Raw genomic sequence first — 19,814 nt, forward strand, 5'->3', positions numbered from 1 at the left:
TTTTATTGGACAAGTAATAAATCCTTAGGAGAAAAATATGGATATATTACAATTAGTTATTATTTCAATAGTTGCTAGTGTAATCTTTATTATTTTAAAAGATATTAATCCAGGTTTTGCGTTTTTTATCATTATTTTAGTGGGAATCATCATTTTCTCTAGTGTCATCCAACAAATCCGTTTAATATTTCAGGTCATCCAATCATTGGGAGAGCAAGCGAGTGTTCCCGGATTATATCTCGAAACCATATTGAAAATTATTGGTATTGCTTATATAGCTGAACTGGGTGCGAGCATGACGAAAGATGCAGGGCTGAACTCGGTTGCTAAGAATATTGAACTTGCTGGAAAAATATTTATTCTTCTACTTGCCATACCTATAATTACAGCAGTAATTGAAGCAATTGTAAATTTTCTGCCTACGGTTTAAGGAGCAAGCATATGACTAAAAAATTAGTTATGGGTTTCATCATCTTATTCATCACTTTATGGTTTCCCATAATCGTTAAAGCAGAAGATGGGGATTTGCAAATCCAAGAACAACTAATTGATGATATCTCATTAGAATCTGTAGAGGAATACTGGGAAAACATTGGTAGTGAATACGGAGGGTATTTACCAGAGGTTGATCGTACGTCGCTGAAAGATTTTATTCGAAATACAGACAGTTTTTCCTTCAAACAAGTTTTCCGAGGGGTTATGGATTTTTTGTTTCATGAACTAATCTTCAATGGTAAATTACTTGGAAGCTTATTATTGCTAACTATATTTTCCATGATCCTTCAGTCCATGCATGCAGCTTTTGAGAAAAGCACCGTAAGTAAAATTGCGTATTTTGTCGTGTTTTTAGTTTTGATTTTTATTGCTCTTTCCAGCTTCTTTACGGTTGTCACTTACGCAAAAGATGCAATCGATACGATGAGCAGTTTTATGATCGGTCTATTGCCACTGATTTTAGGAATCATGGTTACCTTCGGGAACATATTTGCTGTATCGTTTTTTCATCCAATAATTATTTTTCTCATTCATTTCACTGGCGTCTTTATTTCATATTTTGCAATTCCCCTGTTGTCATTTGCTGTGCTTCTAGTCATTATAAGCAGTCTATCTGATAATTATAAAGTAACGAACCTAGCGAATTTGCTTCGCTCTGTAGCGATAAGCAGTCTTGGTGTATTATTTACAGTCTTTCTTGGGGTCATGTCCGTACAGGGTGCAGCTAGTGCGATTCAGGACGGAGTAGCAATGAAGACCGCAAAATTCATCACAGGCAACTTCATACCGGTAGTCGGTAGAACTTTCACGGATGCAGCAGATACTATTTTATCTGCCAGTCTCCTCTTAAAAAATTCTTTAGGTATAGTCGGACTCGTCGTAATACTATTCATTTGTTTGTTTCCAGCTATTAAGATTCTTGTCATTGCTTTTATTTATAAATTGGCAGCGGCAATCTTGGAGCCGCTTGGCAAGGGGCCGATCATTACTACCCTACAATCACTGAGCACGTATATTTTGTATGTATTAGCTTGCCTTCTCGCGGTCTCTTTCATGTTTCTACTTGCGATTGTGCTAATTGTTGCGGCAAGTAATCTGACACTCCTTCTAAGGTAGAGTGATGATAATGGAATTTATATCAGATTGGATTACACAAATTATTATATTTATTTTATTAGCGACTATCATTGATTTACTTACACCAAATCTTGCAATGAGTAAGTATATCAAACTCGTATTAGGTTTAATCTTGATTTTAATTTTACTCACTCCAATCTTTTCGCTCTTTAATTTGGACTTTGAGGGGGCCATAAATAATAACTACAGAAATCTATTTGAAATGGATGGGGAGATGGAAAGAATGGAAAGTTCAATAGAAATGCAAAAAAGTGAAATAGAATCAACACATGATGCATATATTTTAGAAGAAATGGCTGTCCAATTAAAATCTCTCACAAACGAAGAACTGCTTGACGAACATGATGCTCACATAACAGATATAAATTTTCAGTTTGAGGACGAGACAACCAAGACATACGAAGGACTGACAGAGGTTATCGTTTATTTAGAGAAAGGGGCTGACGGGGAAGGAAATATAAAACCAATCGAACAAATCGTGATCAATTCATCAGAAATTGAAGAAGATGGAGAAATGGATGAAAGCATTATCAAACTGTTGAGAGATAAATGGGAGCTGGAAGATAAAAAAATTACTATTCACTGGGAAGGGGGGACATCTTGAAACGACTTCTTGATAAGTTGCTTTCAAATGATTCTGGAAGAGAAAAGATGACTCTAAAACCAAAATACTTTTTGATTATAGGATTAGTTGGCTTGTTGTTAATTTTAATGAGTAACCTGTTGTTTAATAAGAAAGATGAATTAGAACCACAATATGAATCACCGGTAACAGAGCAAAAAACACAGGCTGGAGAAGCAGCAACGAGTCCAGCTTCAGAGATTGACGAATTGGCCCGCAGTTATGAACAAGATTTAGTAACGATGCTCAACAAAATTCAAGGGGTATCAGAAGCTGAAGTAATGGTTAATTTGGATTCATCTGATATAAAAGTGTACGAGCATAACCTCATTTCTGGCACGCAAACGACTAGTGAAGAAGATCAAAGTGGTGGTACCAGACAAGTGGAGGATCGTACAGAAGATATGCAAACGGTTTTAGTCAGGCAAGGGGATACCGAACAGCCTATACTTGTACAAACGAAACGTCCGGATGTAAGGGGTGTTTTCGTTGTAGCAAAAGGTGCTGAAAAAGCAAATGTAAAAAGTTGGATTATTGAGGCAATATCTAGTGTCCTAGATGTTCCTACCCACCGAATTTCTGTAATGCCTAAAGATTAAGGAGGAGTATCATGTTAAAAAAACAAACGGTTTGGTTACTTACGATGTTAAGTTTATTGGTTGTGTTAAGTGTCTTTTATATTATGTCTCCAAATGACGATTTAACCTTAGTGAATCAAGGAAGCGATGAGAATGAAGAAGTAGTGCAAACTGAATCAACCACAGAGGATTCTGCTGAAGCAGAGGTAACTGATATTACAAATGTCACGAGTGATGAATTATTCGATATGATTCGAATGGAAGTGCAAGATGATCGCAGTATGGAAAAATCCCGTTTAGAAGCGATTGTTTCCTCAAGTACGGCTTCAATAGAAGAAAAAGATAATGCTTTAAAAGGGATTGACGAACTGGAAACAATCCAAATGAAAGAGAAGATTCTGGAACAATCCATCGTCTCAGAAGCGGGTTATGAAGATGTCTTGGTTAGAAGTTCCGACGACGATAAAGTGCATGTCCAAGTGCGTGCGGACGAGTTATCCAGCGAAGAAGCACTAAAAATTATGCAAATGGTAAGAGATGAATTTAATCGCGATGTAACTGTTGAAGTAAACTATCAATCTGCTTCTGCTAGATAAATAATCTATTAAAATCCAGACGAATATTCGTCTGGATTTATTATTTCATAGCCGATTCACGAATAACAATCCGTATCCTATGCTCATCGTTCCCCAGGACTGCGTAGCTTAATCACAAATGAAAAGTATTTTAGTTCGATCAGTATTTAATTTATGCTCTATTCCTTTATAGCACCAGCTTCTAATTGTAACTTATAATTTTATTAGCTATAGTCATTCACTACTGATATAATGGATAGATGGAAACCATACTACATATTTCTGTTGTTACACTTGCCTATCGATAAAGCATTGGCTTAGAATAAAGTGAAATGGCATAGGCATAGTGAACATCTAAGTTTTCGATGTAGTTGTGAGGTTTGCATGAATTAAGTAAAATATACCGTATACAAAACATATAAGGGGTGCGTTTACTGATGTTAAAAGTACAAGAGATACGCGAAATCATCAAACTAATTGATGAATCTTCTATTACAGAATTCAATTATGAGTCGAATGGTACAACAGTTACTTTGAAGAAGGGAACGGAAGTTGTATCTAAGGCTGCGAGTCCAGCAACACAAGTGATTGAAGTGCCGGCAACAGCACAAGCTCAAGAACAAACAGTGCAAGTACAAAAAGAAGTGAAACAAGAAACCGTAAAACAAGAGAAACAAGAAGTATCGACAGAAACGGTGGATTACGATTATGAAGTAGTCTCACCAATGGTTGGTACATTCTATTCTGCACCATCACCTGAAGATGATCCATATGTGACAGTTGGAACGAAAGTAGAACCTCAATCCATTGTCTGTATCGTAGAAGCGATGAAGTTATTTAACGAAATTGAAGCTGAAGTGAGCGGAGAAATCGTTGAAATACTCGTGCAAAATGGAGAATTAGTGGAATATGGTCAGCCATTATTCCGTGTAAAGAAATAATAAGGGGATGGAGTAATGATTAAGAAAGTATTAGTCGCGAATAGAGGCGAGATTGCTGTTCGTATTATCCGTGCTTGTCATGAGATGGGCATTGAGGCAGTCGCAATCTATTCGGAAGCAGATAAAGAATCGTTACATGTTCAATTGGCTGACGAAGCGTATTGTATCGGGCCAACATTAAGCAAGGATAGCTATCTTAATTTTACTAATATCTTGAGTCTCGCAACATTGACAGATGTGGATGCGATTCATCCAGGATATGGGTTTTTAGCTGAGAATGCTGACTTTGCTGAAATGTGTGAGGCATGTAATATTACGTTTATTGGACCTACACCTGAAGCTATTCAACGTATGGGCATAAAAGACGTCGCTCGTGAAACGATGAGGCAGGCTAACGTGCCGATTGTTCCCGGTTCAGATGGAATTATTGAAACTGAAGAAGAGGGAAGGGAAGTAGCCGAGAAAATTGGCTACCCAGTTATAATTAAAGCTACTGCAGGTGGCGGTGGTAAAGGTATTCGTGTAGCAAGAAATGAGGAAGACCTGATTAAAGGAATTCGGGTTACACAAAAGGAAGCGGAAACTGCATTTGGCAATCCGGGAGTATACCTAGAGAAATTCATCGAAGACTTTCGCCATGTGGAAATTCAAGTTCTTGCGGATAAACATGGTAATATCATTCATTTGGGCGAACGTGATTGTACCGTTCAACGTCGATTGCAAAAATTAATTGAAGAGACACCATCTCCAGCGATTACACCAGAAATTCGGAAACAGATGGGTGAAGCAGCTGTTAATGCCGCTGCAGCAGTTGACTACGTTGGCGCAGGTACGATTGAGTTTATTTTTGACCGTCAGTCACAGGAATTCTATTTCATGGAAATGAATACTAGAATTCAAGTGGAACACCCTGTTACGGAAATGGTTACCGGTGTTGATCTGATAAAAGAACAAATCAAAATAGCAAATAATGAAAAGCTTAGTCTGAAGCAAGAGGATATCACATTTAATGGATGGTCTATCGAGTGCAGAATCAATGCGGAAAATCCGTACAAGAACTTTATGCCGTCTGCCGGTATGATAGATATGTATCTTGCGCCAGGTGGGTTCGGTATCCGTGTGGATTCAGCAGCATATACCGGTTATACAATTCCACCATATTATGATTCGATGATTGCAAAACTTATAGCATACGCTCCAACAAGAGGCGAAGCTATTAAAAAAATGAAACGTGCGCTCGATGAATTTATTATTGAAGGAATTCATACAACCATTCCATTCCACCGTCAAATCATGGAGCATGAAGTGTTCCAAAATGGAGATTTTAATACGAACTTCCTTGATGAAAACCCAATCGTTGAGAAAAAATGACAACTTACTAAAAAGGTGTGATTTCATGAGTGAACAACCATTATTGAATGTTAGTGACGACACGTCCTTAGGTAAAGTGGAAATTGCCCCAGAAGTAATTGAAGTGATTGCAGGTATTGCAGCAACGGACGTTAAGGGATTATATGCCATGCGTGGCAACTTTGCATCTGGAGTAGCAGAACGATTTGGAAAGCAAACTCATAACAAAGGTGTGAAGGTTGAACTTACGGACACCGGAATTAACATTGACGTATATTGTATTCTACACTTTGGTTCCTCCATACCTAAAGTTGCTCAGGAACTGCAAACGAATATTAGACAAAGTTTGAAGACGATGACTCAACTTGATATTTCGGAGATTAATATCCATGTAGTCGGCATTCATATGGATGAAAAAGAAGATAAAGAGTAAGACACCAAGGCCAGAGCTAATCACTTTGGCCTTCTTTTATTCTGATATGATGGGAATACTATTACATAACGGGAACGTAAGAATCTCCTGTGAGTAGCATTCAAACTGTAAAACATGTTATTATTTGTGAAGAAACGTGTAAAAGGAGCAATAGGATGAAACGAAGAGAAGCAAGAGAAAAAGCATTTCAATTTCTTTTTCAAATAGATATAAATGATGAGGTCGACAATCACATCGTACAAGATTACCTAGAAGAGCAAAATAACGATAAATTCCTCAAGCAGTTGATTGAAGGAGTAATGGATAAAAAGCAGGAAGTAGACGATACAATCTCCAGACATCTTGAAAATTGGTCTCTAGATCGTTTAGCTTCTGTAGAGAGAACAGCTTTACGTCTTGCTGCTTTTGAAATTGAATATCTGGACGACATTCCTACGAATGTTTCAATCAATGAAGCTGTAGAGCTGGCCAATCGTTATGGTGATGAGAAATCAGGGAAATTTATTAATGGTGTGTTATCTAAAATCGTTCAAAAGTGAGGGAATGGAAAATGACTGCTGATATTATAAGTGGAAAAGAATTATCTGCTCAAATTAAACGCAATTTATCTCAAGAGATTCTACAATTGAAAGAAAAAAATCTGGTACCGAAATTAGTAGTTGTCTTAGTAGGGGATAATCCCGCATCTCTGTCTTACGTAAAAGGAAAAGAAAAAGCAGCGGCAGAAGTTGGAATGGATTCTGATTTAATCAGATTACCAGTTGAAACTTCTGAACAAGAACTTTTATCCTTGCTCGATCAATTAAATCAAGATTCTTCCGTTCACGGAATACTTGTCCAGCTTCCGTTACCTGAACAAATTGATGAACAAAAAGTCATTGATCGAATCGATCCTAAAAAAGATGTAGATGGCTTCCATCCTATCAATATTGGAAAAATGATGACTGGTGAAGATAGTTTCTTACCGTGTACTCCTTATGGAATCATTGAGATGATCAAGTCAAAAGGTATTGAAATAGAAGGAAAACATGCTGTTGTCATCGGCAGAAGCAATATAGTAGGAAAGCCTGTAGGACAATTGTTGTTAAATGAAAATGCAACAGTCACTTATTGTCACTCAAGAACAAAAAATATGCGGGAATTTACTCAAAAAGCAGATATTCTTGTAGTTGCGATTGGAAGGGAAAACTATATTAAATCCGAAGATATAAAAGAAGGGGCAGTTATCATCGATGTAGGCATCAATCGGACCGTGGAAGGAAAATTGACTGGTGATGTTGACTTTGAAGGTTGCAAGGATAAAGCAGGATTTATCACACCTGTTCCTGGCGGAGTTGGTCCGATGACAATCACAATGTTATTATCGAATACGATAAAAGCTGCAAAAGGATTGACTGGTATTGAAGGATAAATACTTAACAGTCACTGCATTGACAAGATACATCAAACGCAAGCTTGACCTCGACAGGCATTTACAGGAAGTCTGGTTGAGGGGAGAAATTTCTAATTTTAAACATCATAGCCGTGGTCATATGTACATGACGATAAAAGACCAGGAAACACGCATTCAGGCAGTGATGTTTGCTGGTAACAATCGAAGCTTAAAGTTTTACCCAGAGAATGGGATGAACGTTTTAATTCGGGGTAATGTTAGTGTTTATGAGGCAAGCGGCCAATATCAATTGTATATATATGAAATGGAACCTGATGGAATCGGTGCACTTTATCTAGCTTACGAACAACTGAAAAACAAATTGGAACAGCGAGGTTATTTTTCTGCTGAACGCAAGAAGCCAATCCCGCTTTTCCCTAAGCGGATAGGTGTTATCACTTCACCGACTGGTGCAGCAGTTAGAGACATCATTACAACGATACATAGACGATTCCCTTTGGTTGAAGTAGTGGTTATTCCGGTTCAAGTTCAAGGAGCTTCAGCTGCTGTGTCTATAAGAAACGGAATTGAGACGGCGAATCGAATAGGTGGGTTTGATACTTTGATCGTCGGCCGTGGCGGTGGTTCTATTGAAGAACTATGGAGCTTTAATGAAGAGAACGTTGCAGATGCTATTTTTAATTCCAGAATACCGGTCATTTCTGCAGTCGGGCATGAAACGGATACAACAATCAGTGATTTTGTAGCAGACCTACGTGCACCTACTCCGACAGGAGCGGCAGAACTCGCCGTACCTTCTAAGGATGAATTGAAACAAACGACTATACAGCTTACGCAAAGAATGAATATAGAAATGAAGCGATTAATAGAGACGGAAACCAAACATATCCAAAACCTGACAAATTCCTATGCTTTCCGTTATCCAAAGGAACTACTCAGACAGAAAGAACAGCAGTTAGATCAGAGGATAGAAGTATTAGGCCGAACATTCCAGAATGGAATACAAAATAAAACTTTAATCTTTGAATCACTGTTAAGAAGACTTAATATGCAGCATCCAAAAGAACAGGTTACACAGGCTGCCAAGAAATTATTTGAACTCAAGGATAAAAACGAACGTTATATGAAGCGGATTGTAGATGGAAATAACCGTGAGTTAAGAAGTCTGATCGATAAATTGAGCCTTGTGAATCCATTAGAGATCATGAAACGGGGTTTTGCTTTACCTTATAATCAAGAAGGAGAGCTCATAAAATCCGTAGGTCAAGTGAGGGAAAAGGATACCATCAGCATTAAACTTACGGATGGAAAGATAAAAGCGGAAGTGCTAAAAATAAAGGAGAATCCAGATGACGAAGAAATATGAAGAACTTTCCTTTGAAGAGGCAATGGAACAGTTGGAAAAAATCGTTGATAAATTGGAAACAGGAGATGTTCCACTAGAAAAAGCAATTGAATACTACCAAGATGGTATGATCCTATCCAAATTATGCAGTGATAAAATCAACAATGTTCAAGAAAAAATGGCGAAAATCTTAAATGAGCATGGGGAAGTCACCACTTTCGAAGTGGAGGAGGAAAACTAGGATGCAACTTCAATTAGACAATTATTTAAAGGATTATAAATTGTTATTAGAGAATGAAATACAGAAGCGTTTATCTGTATTGTCTATTCCTGAACAGCTCAAAGCTTCCATGTTCTATTCCTTGCAAGCGGGCGGTAAACGGATAAGACCAATTTTATTGATAGCAAGTTACGAGGCTTTTGACCAAAATATTGAGAAAACAATGTCTTCCGCAATCGCTTTAGAAATGATTCATACATATTCCTTAATCCACGATGATTTACCAGCGATGGACGATGACGATTATCGCCGTGGTCAATTGACAAATCATAAGAAGTTTGATGAAGCTACAGCTATTTTGGCAGGGGATGCATTACTTACCCACAGTTTTGAATTGATTGCAGCAGATCCTCTTTTATCAGATAGAGAAAAAGTTGAATTGGTGAAGAGACTTTCTCAGGCCAGCGGTCCATTGGGAATGGTCGGTGGACAGATTCTTGATATGGAAGCTGAAAAAAATACCGTCTCTTTGGAACAACTTGAAAAAATTCATGATCTTAAGACAGGGGAATTATTAAAATATGCTGTATATGCCGGAGCTTATTTAGGAAAAGCGACAGATGAACAATTAGTTCATTTAACGAATTATGCATATTACTTAGGATTAATTTTCCAAGTACAGGATGACATTTTGGATATTACAGGAACACAAGAGGAAATTGGCAAGCCGGTTGGCAGTGATGAAGGTAATGAAAAAAGTACTTACCCGAAACTCCTCGGTCTTGATGGAGCAATTCAACAAAAAGAGAAGTATGTAAACAAAGCAAAAAGTGAATTGCAATTAGCTGGTGTAACTGATTCGCTTTTAGGTGCTTTAGTCGATTATATAAGTACTCGTAATCATTAATCTAAAATTCAGCCGTTCAATCAAGATGAGCGGCTTTTTTCCTGCTTCATCTAACTAACGGAATTGTATTTGTTTTCGCAGGGACAAGAATTCATGTATAATAAATCAGAATAGCTTATTAATATTAAATGATGAATATAGGATAAGGGATAGGTATATGGCTAAAAAGCGATTAGACGAATTATTATTGGAGCGAAAATTAGTAGATGACATAGATAGAGCCAGAAGATTAATTATGGCTGGTTTGGTTTTTTCGAATCAAGAAAGACTCGACAAGCCTGGAATAAAGGTGGATGAGTCACAGCCACTCCGGATAAAACAAAAGGAAAAATCATATGTAAGCCGCGGAGGATTGAAGTTGGAAAAGGCGATAGAAGAATTCCAACTTGATCTTAAAGAAAGAATTGTTTTGGATATCGGCTCATCCACTGGAGGATTTACAGATTGTGCCCTTCAAAACGGGGCAAAGCTGAGTTATGCCATTGATGTGGGGTATAATCAATTGGATTGGTCATTACGGAAAGATGAACGGGTTATTGTAATGGAACGTACGAATTTCCGTTATGTAACAAAGGAAATGCTAAAGTATGGTGATCCAAACTTTGCTTGCATCGACGTTTCATTTATTTCTTTACGGCTCATATTACCTGTGTTGAGAGAGCTTTTAACCCAAGAAAATGATGTGGTTGCACTTATTAAACCTCAGTTTGAAGCGAAAAAGGAGCAAGTCGGTGAAGGCGGCATAGTGAGGGACCCTGAAGTTCATTTAGAAGTCCTGGAAAGAATAATTGGTTTTGCTGAAAGCGAAGATTTTCTGTTGCATGGTATCACGTATTCTCCAATAAAAGGTACCCAGGGAAATATTGAGTTCTTGGCGCATTTCAAATATCAGCCTGGGATGAAAGTGAATGAACGTACTTTTGATTTGAAAAGTTTAGCCAATAGCGCCCATCACCGTTTGTTGGATAAAGAATGAAGGAATGGTGGTCAGATAAATGAGTAAAATCCAACGTCATATAAAAATACGGGAATTGATTAATGAACATGAAATTGAAACTCAAGATGATCTTGTCGATGAATTGAAAGCACTTGGTTATAATGTGACTCAAGCAACTGTTTCAAGAGATATTAAGGAATTACATTTAGTTAAAGTTCCAACATTAACGGGTAAATATAAATACAGTCTGCCGGCAGATTTGAAGTTTAATCCGGAAGAAAAGCTTAAAAGACTCATGATTGATGCGTTTGTTAATATTGACAATGCGAGTCATTTCATCATCCTGAAAACTCTTCCAGGAAATGCGAATGCAATTGGTGTACTCATTGATAATTTAGACTGGGAAGAAATCATGGGAACCATCTGCGGTGATGATACCTGCTTAATTATTTGCAGAAAGGAAAAAGACGCGGAAGAGATTAAAAACCGCTTTATTAGTATGCTCTAACGTCGAAGAAAAAGAGGTGAACGAACATGCTAACGGAATTATCCATACAAAATTTTGCTATTATCGATGAAATCTCAATAACGTTTAATGAAGGATTAACGGTTCTATCGGGGGAAACGGGTGCAGGTAAATCAATTATAATTGATGCGATCCAGTTGCTTGCTGGAGGAAGAGGTTCCGTAGATTACGTTCGTCATAAGTCAAATAAAGCTGAGATTGAAGGGTTATTTACAATCGAATCCGAATCGCACCCTATATATGATATTGGAAAGCAGTTTGGAATAGAAATATCTGATGAGCAAGTCGTTTTAGAACGAACGATTACAAAGAGCGGAAAAAGTATTTGTAGAGTAAACGGTAAATTAGTTACGCTTGCCATATTAAGGGAATTCGGTAAAACGCTTATTGACATACATAGTCAGCACGAAACCCAATCATTGATGGACGGAGATAATCATATTCAACTATTAGATTTGTATGATTTCCACAACATCAAACAGGCGAAGGATGAGTATACCTATTTATATGAAAAACTCCAACGATTAAAACAACGATATAAACAGTTGAATGAAAATGAGCAAGAAACTGCTCACCGACAAGATTTGCTGGAGTTTCAGTTGAAAGAACTTGAGGAAGCGAATCTAACGCCGGATGAAGATGAAATTCTAGAGAGAGAAAGAAACTCACTTGCTAATTTTGAGAAAGTCTATTCCGCTTTGCAGGATGCCTATAATGCACTATATGGGGAAGGTAAAGGTTTGGAGTGGCTGAATCAAGCGATGATTGCTTTAGATGAGCATGAGAATATTGATCCGTTCATCAATGAAAAAGCGGAGGAAATTGCTAATCATTATTATTCCCTTGAAACACTTGTTTTCGATTTTCGCAATTATATTGATAATTTACAGTATAATCCAGAACGCCTTAATGAAATAGAATCCAGATTAAATGAAATTACTCGACTGAAAAGGAAATACGGTCCTACAGTTAATGAAATGATTACTTATACTGCAAAAATTGAAGAAGAACTTGAGCAGATTACAAATAAAGATGTCCATTTGACAGCATTGGTTGAAGAAATTGAAGAAGTCGAGCAGGATGCAATCCTTGAAGCGAAACAGCTTCACGATTTACGAAAGAAGGCTGCTGAGGCTTTAACGGTTGAGATACAAAATGAATTGAAAAGTCTGTATTTGGAAAAAGCCAAGTTTGAAATTAGTTTCGATAGTGATCTCGAAAATCCAAAGCTTCACAGTGAAGGGTTTGATAACATTCGATTTATGATATCCACTAACCCCGGCGAACCATTAAAGGATTTGACAAAAGTAGCATCGGGCGGTGAACTTTCCCGCATTATGCTTGTGTTGAAAAAAATCTTTGCTAAGCATCAAGGAGTGACGAGTGTAATTTTTGATGAAGTTGATACCGGAGTCAGTGGTCGCGTTGCACAAGCAATTGCAGAGAAGATATACGAAATTTCTAAGGCTTCTCAAGTATTATGCATTACGCATTTACCACAAGTCGCGGCCATGGCAGACACTCACAAATTAATTCAAAAGCATGAAAGAGATGACCGGACATCTACAACAGTCACCGAGTTAAGTGTAGAACAGCAAATGGAAGAACTAAGTCGCATGATTACAGGTACTAAATTGACTGAAACCGCTAAAGAACATGCCAAAGAAATGCTCGAACTTGCAAATGCATTTAAAAAGAAAAATCAATAGGAATATTATCGAGATTAAGCCAGAAAATAACATCACTGGCTTTTTTCTTTTGGTATTATTTTTTTCTTATGCCAGATAGCTTATTCATGAACTCGAGGATTATTCAAGGTAAACTTAAGCAGTTCGCTTATGAATCACCAGTTTAAAAACAAGTCCATCAGGTCAAATTACAGGTACAAAGAAATAATTTGGTATGGGTGAGATACGAGGAGTGTTTAAGATTATGGAAGAACCAACTAAACAATGGATAAGATTAACCTACTCGCTATTCATCAGCTTTATATTCCTTCTGACTTCTACATTTATTAACCCGGTTGGAGCGGAAGAAAGTACGGCACCTGTAATAGAACGTGATGAAACGGCTTTTTCAAATGTACAACCTGTTGATGTGGCTACAAAGGACGAACAGTCATCCAATTTTGAACCGATTAATCGTGAAGAGATTCGTATCATTCCTGGAGGACAGTCAATCGGTGTTCAATTAGAAACAATGGGGGTATTAGTTGTCGGTCATCATTCTATTCAAGGTAAACAGGGGGTACTATCTCCAGGACAAGATGCAAAAGTAATGATAGGTGACATGATTGTTGAAATAAACGGCAATCCAATTAGAGAGATGAATGAAATCAAAACGCTCGTGAATAAAGCTGGTAAACAAAATGAACCTTTAAAAATCAAGTTACGAAGAGGGAACAAACTACATGAAACATCTTTGCAACCCGTTCTAGATAAACGTGACAATGAATATAAGATAGGGCTCTATATTAGAGATTCTGCAGCAGGAATTGGAACGATGACGTTTTATGATCCAGATAGTAAACGATATGGAGCATTGGGACATGTGATTTCAGATATGGATACGAGAAAGCCAATTGATATGGTAAGAGGTACAATTGTTCGTTCCTCGGTTGTTGATATAGAAAAGGGAGACCAAGGAACCCCGGGCGAAAAACATGCAAGATTTTCAGCAGATAGAAACATATTGGGGAGTATTATAAAAAACACTCCACATGGGATTTTTGGTGTACTGGATAAAGGTATTAAGAACGGTAAGTACGATGAACCACTACCCATCACTCGTGCACATGAAGTAAAAGAAGGACCAGCCAAAATACTAACAGTTGTTGATGATGAAAAAGTCGAAGAATTTGATATTGAAATTGTAAGCTCTGTACCCCAGAAAAAGCCAGATATTAAAGGAATGGTAATAAAAATCACGGATCCGAAACTTATGGAGAGTACAGGAGGCATTGTACAAGGGATGAGTGGAAGTCCTATTATCCAAGACGGAAAAATAGTTGGCGCGGTCACCCATGTGTTTGTAAATGACCCGACATCTGGATACGGTGTCCATATTGAATGGATGCTCCAAGATGCAGGAATTAATATAGAAGAGAAAACAGAAACGATGGCTCAGGCTAGTTGAATCCTTTGTCGAACTTGTAACAGACGAGACTCTGTTACAAGTTTTTTGTTTTTCTTGTCGAATATTATCGAATCAAAAAGAAAATTGACGAGAATATAGTGAAATATTTAAATTTACAAATTCTTTTAAAATAAAGAAGGATAATTCATTCTTTTGTAGAATATGTAAAAAGAAAAGGAAATAATAAGGAGGATTCATAGAGTGGAGCGTATATCGGTATGTTTAGTCGATGATAACCCAGAGTTGGTGTCATTAATGGAAGAATATTTTGATGAACAAGAGGATATTGAAGTAATTGGAACCGCTTCTAATGGAAAAGAATGTTTAGAGATGTTAGAAGTTTTGGAACCAGATATACTTATTTTAGATATTATTATGCCTCATATTGATGGTATTGCAGTATTAAATCAATTAAAGTCCATGGAATTGACTAAAACACCTCAAGTCATCATGTTGACAGCTTTTGGGCAAGAGGAAGTAATGAAAAAAGCCGTAGAATTCGGTGCGTCCTACTTTATCTTAAAGCCATTTGATTTGGATCATCTTGCAGACCGAATTCGCACAATCAACACTAATACAGAATTTAAAACAAAAGTACCAAAGCAGAAAAAAGTGACGAAAACACATAATCTTGAAGCAAATATTACGAATATAATACACGAAATAGGGGTACCGGCTCATATTAAAGGATATATGTATTTACGTGAAGCGATAACCATGGTTTATAATGATATTGAACTATTGGGGTCCATTACAAAGACTCTTTATCCACAAATCGCCAAAAAGTTCAATACTACTGCGTCTAGAGTGGAACGGGCTATACGGCATGCTATAGAAGTCGCTTGGAATAGAGGGAATATTGACTCTATTTCGGCTTTATTCGGTTATACAATTAATATTTCAAAAGCAAAACCAACCAATTCGGAGTTTATCGCTATGGTTGCCGACAGATTGCGATTGGAACATCAAGTCAGCTGATAAAAATACCAACGAATGGAAAGTCTATTCGTTGGTATTTTATTTGTACAAATAAATTAGGTATTCTGAATCGAATACAGTAATTTAAAGATAACGTTATATTATTTTACGACTGATTTTTCAACAAAATAGGATTGATATAATGAACGGATTGCACATTCTAGATCCGATGCTTGAATGCCGAACATCATCGATACTTCAGATGAACCTTGGTTAATCATGTCGATATTAACTTTTGCTTTAGTGAAAGCTTCTGTAGCCTGGTTGGCAACCCCGATTGAATTAACAAGTCCTTCTCCTACAACCATGATAATTGCAATTCCTCTTGAAATACTAACTGTATCCGGATGTAGTTCATTCTTGATACGTTCAATGATGACATGTTCTTTTTCCCGAGGCAAGTTTCTTTCTCGGAATATAACTGACATATTATCAATACCTGAAGGAGCATGCTCAAAAGATACGCCTTCATCTTCAAAGATATTTAACAGTTTACGTCCGAACCCAATTTCACGGTTCATCAAATATTTACTTACGAATAGATTGCAGAAACCTGTATCACTTGCAATTCCTGTAACTACTTGCCCGTTTAAATCTCTTTCAGCAACAATTAACGTTCCTTCAGCGGTAGGATTATTTGTGTTTTTAATCGCTACCGGGATCTTCGCGTGATATGCTGGGATCAATGCTTCATCATGAAATACGGAAAACCCTGCATAGGAAAGTTCACGCATTTCCCTATAGGTAAGCTTTGTAATTTTTTTCGGATTAGGAACAAAAGCAGGATTGACAGAATAGACAGAGTCAACGTCCGTAAAATTCTCATATAGCTCAGCATTCACTCCAGCTGCAACTATTGATCCTGTTATATCTGAGCCGCCACGTGAGAATGTTACAAGTTTCCCTTCTTTCGTGTAGCCGAAGAAACCTGGAATTACCAATACTCCTTCGCGTTCCTTTAATTCCCGTATTTTATCGAAGCTTTCCGGTAATATCTGTGCATTTCCTGGTTCATCACTTAGAATTAATCCCGCTTCTTTAGGATTCACATAAGAAGCGTGTATACCTATCTTATTTAAGTATGCGCTGAGCATTTTTGCTGAGCTGTCTTCACCGATTGCTTTTACAGCATCCATCAAACTTTCTTTATTTGGATGTAGTTTTTGAACCTCTTTTAAAGATACTGCAAACTCTTCCAATAAATCACGTGGGAGGTCGAGCTCAGTTACAATCTCGGTTAAACGTTCCATGATGATGTTCAGTTGATGTTCGTATGGTAATTGATTGATGTATGCTTTTCCAAGATCGATTAGCAAGTCGGTCATTTTAGTGTCTTCTTTGTATCGTTTTCCTGGAGCAGACACAACGATAAATTTGCGGCTCGCATCATCCTTTACAATATTTGCAACTTTAATTAACTGGTTAGCACTGGCCATTGAACTGCCGCCAAATTTTGCGACCTTCATTCATTCTCCCCCTGACACAATAAAATATAATTTTCTAATAATCATACCATAAAAAAGTCAAAAAATGACGAAAATGAACAAAAAAGTTTGCAAAATAAAAAACTCTTCTTATGAGAGAGAAGAGTTAATGTAATTTGGAACATTTTAAACGAAAGTATTGATTTTAAGCGTCAATCGAATTACCCTTTTTAACTTTAATATTCCTTTTCCTGTCCCGAAAGATGATAAACCCTCCAAGGAATCCAACTCCCGCTATAAAGAGTAATAACCCGACAGAAAATTGTATCCATGAATACACAAAAATTGTATAAAAGTCATTGAATAATGTATCACGCATCAGTTTAATTCCAATTGCGGCAATAACCCCAGGAATCAAAAGTATAATAATCGCCAAATTTCTAACCATGTAAATTCCCCTTTAGTTCACTTGTAAAATACATCTTATAATAAAGTATAACAAAATAAACATTAATTCGGTATTAAATCGTCATTTGTTCGTTGAAAATACATAATGAACATAGATTACTACTTAGATTTTTTGATACACTTCGCATTCCAAGGTCTTTTTATTAGCCTTCTGAGAAGCGTGAAGTATACTATGCAGTAATTATCACAATCAATTTAACATTGCTAATTAATTCATGTTAAAGTATCATATAGGTATGCAATATAATGCAAAGGTGGTGAGGCGATGAAAAAAGTGTTGATTGTCGGTGCTGGTAGGGGAGGCACAGCCTTAATAAAAATCATCCAATCCACTGCGAGTATGCAAATTGTAGCAGTAGTCGATCATAATGAAACAGCTCCAGGTTTAGCTTTAGCTAAGAAATTACATATCAATACAGGAACTGAATGGAAAGAATGGCTGGATCATGACATCGATATTATGATTGAAGCTACTGGGGATAATACTGTACTGGAAGAAATGATACGTTCAAGAAAAGACAAGACAGTCGTAGTTCCAGGAGCAGTAGCCTACATCATATCGGAACTTGTTGAAGAGAAAGGTGCATTACTCGAGCAAATTAAACTACAAAGTGACAATCAAGAGTTGATTCTCAATCACATTCGTGATGGAATGATCGTAATAGACAATCAAGAAATTATTCGATTTGTGAATGAGAAGGCCGCTGAAATAGTCGGTATCCCTAAGAATGACTTTATAGGTACCCCTATCCAAGATGTAATAAAAAATTCACGTTTACCACAAGTGCTTAAAAGTCGGGAAAAAGAAATTAATAAAAAGTTTACGCTGGATAACGGTAAACAGATTATCTCCACAAGAATCCCACTTATTAGTGAGCGAGGTGAATTGGTTGGTGCCTTTACATTATTTAAGGATATTACGGAAGTCGTCAAACTCGCAGAAGAAAATACCGACTTGATAGAAGTAAAGAATATGCTTGAGGCAATCATAAAATCATCGGATGAAGCAATTAGTGTAGTGGACGAAAAAGGTAACGGCATCATGATCAACCCTGCATATACAAGGATAACAGGTTTAACTGAGGCAGAGGTCATTGGGAAACCTGCCACCGTGGATATCCACGAAGGGGAGAGCATGCATATGAAGGTATTGCAAACAGGCAAAGCCTACCGCGGAGTCCGGATGAAAGTCGGTCAGTATAAAAAAGATGTTATTGTGAATATTGCACCTATTATAGTAAAAGGTAAAATTCGTGGAAGTGTTGGGGTACTTCATGATGTTTCAGAAATCCAAGCATTGACAAAAGAACTCAAGCTAGCAAAGCAACTTATTAGAAGCCTTGAGGCCAAGTATACTTTTGGCGATATTATCGGATCTTCTCCTGAGTTGCAACTTGCCCTGGAACAAGCAAAAGTCGGTGCGAGAACACCAGCCACTGTATTACTTAGAGGTGATTCCGGCACTGGTAAGGAATTGTTTGCCCACGCCATCCATAATGAAAGCATTCGTAAACATAATAAATTTATACGGGTTAATTGTGCTGCCATAAATGAGAGACTGCTCGAAATCGAATTATTTGGTCTGGAATCAACCACGGAACAAGAAACGAAAATCGGTGCGTTTGAAGAAGCTCACAAAGGCAGTGTATTCCTAGATGAAATCGGGGAACTTTCCTTAAATATGCAATCAAAGATATTACGTGTATTGGAAGAAAAAGAAATCATCCGTGTAGGCGGCAGGGAACCAATTCCGGTAGATGTGAGAATAATTACAGCAACTAACCTGAATTTAGAAAGAGCGATTCATAATCGTACTTTCAGGGAGGATCTGTACTATCGGTTAAATCGCTTGCCGATATTTATACCATCACTAAGCGAGAGGAAATCTGATATTCCGGAATTATCGTATCATCTCATTCAAAAACTGAACAGTGATTACGGGAGAAACGTCAAAAGTATTAGTGAAGAAGCAGTTGATTTGTTGGAACAATACCACTGGCCAGGAAATGTGAGAGAGCTTGAAAATATATTAGGTAGAGCGATGATTTTTATGGATAATCAGGAAGAAGTGATTACGAAAGATCACTTACCAAAACTAGAGCAGAACTCGGAAGATGAAAAGCAATCCAATCTACTTTTTCCAGAATGGGAATCATTATCTGAAGCAGTCGAAACGTTTGAAAGGGATTATATTAACAAAGTATATAAGAGTAATGGTTTCAACAAAACAAAAACCGCACAGGCATTGGATATATCCATTCGAAATCTTTATTATAAAATAGAGAAGTATCAGCTTGAATAATGTTATCTAAAAATAGTAAAGCGCTTACATTCAGCCGTTTAAATGTTT

General features: G+C 37.2%; 21 protein-coding genes. 19 read left to right on the plus strand and 2 right to left on the minus strand.

The window, feature by feature from the left end; genetic code table 11:
- The first annotated feature begins 37 nt into the window (after nucleotides 1-37).
- The 18 genes from spoIIIAD to spo0A all read left to right on the plus strand — a co-directional run bounded on the left by spoIIIAD (nucleotide 38) and on the right by spo0A (nucleotide 15,572).
- Nucleotides 38-430, plus strand: coding sequence for a stage III sporulation protein AD (gene spoIIIAD / locus ACFSBH_RS20625; RefSeq protein ID WP_251510156.1), 393 nt, complete (start codon nucleotides 38-40; stop codon nucleotides 428-430).
- Between the two features lie 11 nt (nucleotides 431-441).
- Nucleotides 442-1,611 carry a stage III sporulation protein AE gene (gene spoIIIAE / locus ACFSBH_RS20630; RefSeq protein ID WP_251510157.1) on the plus strand — a complete coding sequence of 390 codons (1,170 nt, stop codon included), beginning with the start codon at nucleotides 442-444 and terminating at the stop codon, nucleotides 1,609-1,611.
- 10 nt (nucleotides 1,612-1,621) lie between these two features.
- Entirely contained in the window at nucleotides 1,622-2,236 is a 615-nt protein-coding gene (gene spoIIIAF / locus ACFSBH_RS20635; RefSeq protein WP_251510158.1) for a stage III sporulation protein AF, read from the plus strand.
- Complete coding sequence (gene spoIIIAG, locus ACFSBH_RS20640) at nucleotides 2,233-2,853, plus strand: stage III sporulation protein AG (RefSeq protein WP_251510159.1); 621 nt, start codon at nucleotides 2,233-2,235, stop codon at nucleotides 2,851-2,853. The genes spoIIIAF and spoIIIAG overlap by 4 nt, the downstream gene beginning before the upstream one ends.
- Before the next feature lie 11 nt (nucleotides 2,854-2,864).
- Nucleotides 2,865-3,428 carry a SpoIIIAH-like family protein gene (locus tag ACFSBH_RS20645; RefSeq protein ID WP_251510160.1) on the plus strand — a complete coding sequence of 188 codons (564 nt, stop codon included), beginning with the start codon at nucleotides 2,865-2,867 and terminating at the stop codon, nucleotides 3,426-3,428.
- A 416-nt stretch (nucleotides 3,429-3,844) separates the two neighbouring features.
- Nucleotides 3,845-4,348 (plus strand): acetyl-CoA carboxylase biotin carboxyl carrier protein, encoded by a 504-nt coding sequence (gene accB / locus ACFSBH_RS20650; RefSeq protein WP_251510161.1) that lies wholly within the window; start codon nucleotides 3,845-3,847, stop codon nucleotides 4,346-4,348.
- 15 nt (nucleotides 4,349-4,363) lie between these two features.
- Nucleotides 4,364-5,719, plus strand: a complete 1,356-nt coding sequence (gene accC, locus ACFSBH_RS20655) for an acetyl-CoA carboxylase biotin carboxylase subunit (RefSeq protein WP_379599500.1) — start codon at nucleotides 4,364-4,366, stop codon at nucleotides 5,717-5,719.
- 25 nt (nucleotides 5,720-5,744) lie between these two features.
- Nucleotides 5,745-6,131: an Asp23/Gls24 family envelope stress response protein gene (locus tag ACFSBH_RS20660; RefSeq protein ID WP_251510163.1), complete on the plus strand. Its 387-nt coding sequence runs from the start codon at nucleotides 5,745-5,747 to the stop codon at nucleotides 6,129-6,131.
- 155 nt (nucleotides 6,132-6,286) lie between these two features.
- Entirely contained in the window at nucleotides 6,287-6,670 is a 384-nt protein-coding gene (gene nusB / locus ACFSBH_RS20665) for a transcription antitermination factor NusB (RefSeq protein WP_379599503.1), read from the plus strand.
- An 11-nt stretch (nucleotides 6,671-6,681) separates the two neighbouring features.
- A complete protein-coding gene (gene folD / locus ACFSBH_RS20670; protein WP_251510168.1) occupies nucleotides 6,682-7,542 on the plus strand; it encodes a bifunctional methylenetetrahydrofolate dehydrogenase/methenyltetrahydrofolate cyclohydrolase FolD in 861 nt (286 codons plus the stop codon).
- Nucleotides 7,532-8,890 (plus strand): exodeoxyribonuclease VII large subunit, encoded by a 1,359-nt coding sequence (xseA, locus tag ACFSBH_RS20675; RefSeq protein WP_379599505.1) that lies wholly within the window; start codon nucleotides 7,532-7,534, stop codon nucleotides 8,888-8,890. The genes folD and xseA overlap by 11 nt, the downstream gene beginning before the upstream one ends.
- Complete coding sequence (locus tag ACFSBH_RS20680; protein WP_251510172.1) at nucleotides 8,874-9,110, plus strand: exodeoxyribonuclease VII small subunit; 237 nt, start codon at nucleotides 8,874-8,876, stop codon at nucleotides 9,108-9,110. Before xseA ends, ACFSBH_RS20680 begins: the two co-directional genes overlap by 17 nt.
- A 1-nt stretch (nucleotide 9,111) precedes the next feature.
- Nucleotides 9,112-9,996 (plus strand): polyprenyl synthetase family protein, encoded by an 885-nt coding sequence (locus ACFSBH_RS20685; RefSeq protein ID WP_379599508.1) that lies wholly within the window; start codon nucleotides 9,112-9,114, stop codon nucleotides 9,994-9,996.
- Between the two features lie 157 nt (nucleotides 9,997-10,153).
- Nucleotides 10,154-10,972, plus strand: a complete 819-nt coding sequence (locus ACFSBH_RS20690) for a TlyA family RNA methyltransferase (protein WP_251510176.1) — start codon at nucleotides 10,154-10,156, stop codon at nucleotides 10,970-10,972.
- 19 nt (nucleotides 10,973-10,991) lie between these two features.
- Nucleotides 10,992-11,441: a transcriptional regulator AhrC/ArgR gene (ahrC, locus tag ACFSBH_RS20695; protein WP_379599511.1), complete on the plus strand. Its 450-nt coding sequence runs from the start codon at nucleotides 10,992-10,994 to the stop codon at nucleotides 11,439-11,441.
- 26 nt (nucleotides 11,442-11,467) lie between these two features.
- Nucleotides 11,468-13,168, plus strand: coding sequence for a DNA repair protein RecN (gene recN / locus ACFSBH_RS20700; protein ID WP_251510180.1), 1,701 nt, complete (start codon nucleotides 11,468-11,470; stop codon nucleotides 13,166-13,168).
- A 223-nt stretch (nucleotides 13,169-13,391) separates the two neighbouring features.
- Nucleotides 13,392-14,594: a SpoIVB peptidase gene (spoIVB, locus tag ACFSBH_RS20705; RefSeq protein WP_379599513.1), complete on the plus strand. Its 1,203-nt coding sequence runs from the start codon at nucleotides 13,392-13,394 to the stop codon at nucleotides 14,592-14,594.
- A 201-nt stretch (nucleotides 14,595-14,795) separates the two neighbouring features.
- Nucleotides 14,796-15,572 carry a sporulation transcription factor Spo0A gene (gene spo0A, locus ACFSBH_RS20710; protein WP_251510193.1) on the plus strand — a complete coding sequence of 259 codons (777 nt, stop codon included), beginning with the start codon at nucleotides 14,796-14,798 and terminating at the stop codon, nucleotides 15,570-15,572.
- Between the two features lie 101 nt (nucleotides 15,573-15,673).
- On the opposite strand, the gene ACFSBH_RS20715 is transcribed toward spo0A, so the two are convergent.
- Together ACFSBH_RS20715 and ACFSBH_RS20720 are read right to left on the minus strand one after the other, a co-directional pair.
- Nucleotides 15,674-17,038: an aspartate kinase gene (locus ACFSBH_RS20715; RefSeq protein ID WP_379599516.1), complete on the minus strand. Its 1,365-nt coding sequence runs from the start codon at nucleotides 17,036-17,038 to the stop codon at nucleotides 15,674-15,676.
- A gap of 163 nt (nucleotides 17,039-17,201) precedes the next feature.
- Nucleotides 17,202-17,444 (minus strand): DUF2627 domain-containing protein, encoded by a 243-nt coding sequence (locus ACFSBH_RS20720; RefSeq protein WP_379599518.1) that lies wholly within the window; start codon nucleotides 17,442-17,444, stop codon nucleotides 17,202-17,204.
- Nucleotides 17,445-17,729: 285 nt separating this feature from the next.
- Here ACFSBH_RS20720 and ACFSBH_RS20725 point away from each other — a divergent pair, with 285 nt between their 5' ends.
- The gene (locus tag ACFSBH_RS20725) at nucleotides 17,730-19,766 is read left to right on the plus strand and encodes a sigma 54-interacting transcriptional regulator (RefSeq protein WP_251510202.1); all 2,037 of its coding nucleotides are present in this window, start codon (nucleotides 17,730-17,732) and stop codon (nucleotides 19,764-19,766) included.
- The last annotated feature ends 48 nt before the right edge of the window (nucleotides 19,767-19,814 follow it).

This window comes from Oceanobacillus luteolus (genome assembly GCF_042678205.1).
GTDB lineage: Bacteria > Bacillota > Bacilli > Bacillales > Amphibacillaceae > Oceanobacillus > Oceanobacillus luteolus.

Bases quoted from the DNA above. Each gene is read 5' to 3' on its own strand.
- spoIIIAD (WP_251510156.1), top strand. From the start codon at position 38: ATGGATATATTACAATTAGTTATTATTTCAATAGTTGCTAGTGTAATC.
- spoIIIAE (WP_251510157.1), top strand. From the start codon at position 442: ATGACTAAAAAATTAGTTATGGGTTTCATCATCTTATTCATCACTTTA.
- spoIIIAF (WP_251510158.1), top strand. From the start codon at position 1,622: ATGGAATTTATATCAGATTGGATTACACAAATTATTATATTTATTTTA.
- ACFSBH_RS20645 (WP_251510160.1), top strand. From the start codon at position 2,865: ATGTTAAAAAAACAAACGGTTTGGTTACTTACGATGTTAAGTTTATTG.
- accB (WP_251510161.1), top strand. From the start codon at position 3,845: ATGTTAAAAGTACAAGAGATACGCGAAATCATCAAACTAATTGATGAA.
- accC (WP_379599500.1), top strand. From the start codon at position 4,364: ATGATTAAGAAAGTATTAGTCGCGAATAGAGGCGAGATTGCTGTTCGT.
- ACFSBH_RS20660 (WP_251510163.1), top strand. From the start codon at position 5,745: ATGAGTGAACAACCATTATTGAATGTTAGTGACGACACGTCCTTAGGT.
- nusB (WP_379599503.1), top strand. From the start codon at position 6,287: ATGAAACGAAGAGAAGCAAGAGAAAAAGCATTTCAATTTCTTTTTCAA.
- folD (WP_251510168.1), top strand. From the start codon at position 6,682: ATGACTGCTGATATTATAAGTGGAAAAGAATTATCTGCTCAAATTAAA.
- ACFSBH_RS20680 (WP_251510172.1), top strand. From the start codon at position 8,874: ATGACGAAGAAATATGAAGAACTTTCCTTTGAAGAGGCAATGGAACAG.
- ACFSBH_RS20685 (WP_379599508.1), top strand. From the start codon at position 9,112: ATGCAACTTCAATTAGACAATTATTTAAAGGATTATAAATTGTTATTA.
- ACFSBH_RS20690 (WP_251510176.1), top strand. From the start codon at position 10,154: ATGGCTAAAAAGCGATTAGACGAATTATTATTGGAGCGAAAATTAGTA.
- ahrC (WP_379599511.1), top strand. From the start codon at position 10,992: ATGAGTAAAATCCAACGTCATATAAAAATACGGGAATTGATTAATGAA.
- recN (WP_251510180.1), top strand. From the start codon at position 11,468: ATGCTAACGGAATTATCCATACAAAATTTTGCTATTATCGATGAAATC.
- spoIVB (WP_379599513.1), top strand. From the start codon at position 13,392: ATGGAAGAACCAACTAAACAATGGATAAGATTAACCTACTCGCTATTC.
- ACFSBH_RS20715 (WP_379599516.1), bottom strand. From the start codon at position 17,038: ATGAAGGTCGCAAAATTTGGCGGCAGTTCAATGGCCAGTGCTAACCAG.
- ACFSBH_RS20720 (WP_379599518.1), bottom strand. From the start codon at position 17,444: ATGGTTAGAAATTTGGCGATTATTATACTTTTGATTCCTGGGGTTATT.
- ACFSBH_RS20725 (WP_251510202.1), top strand. From the start codon at position 17,730: ATGAAAAAAGTGTTGATTGTCGGTGCTGGTAGGGGAGGCACAGCCTTA.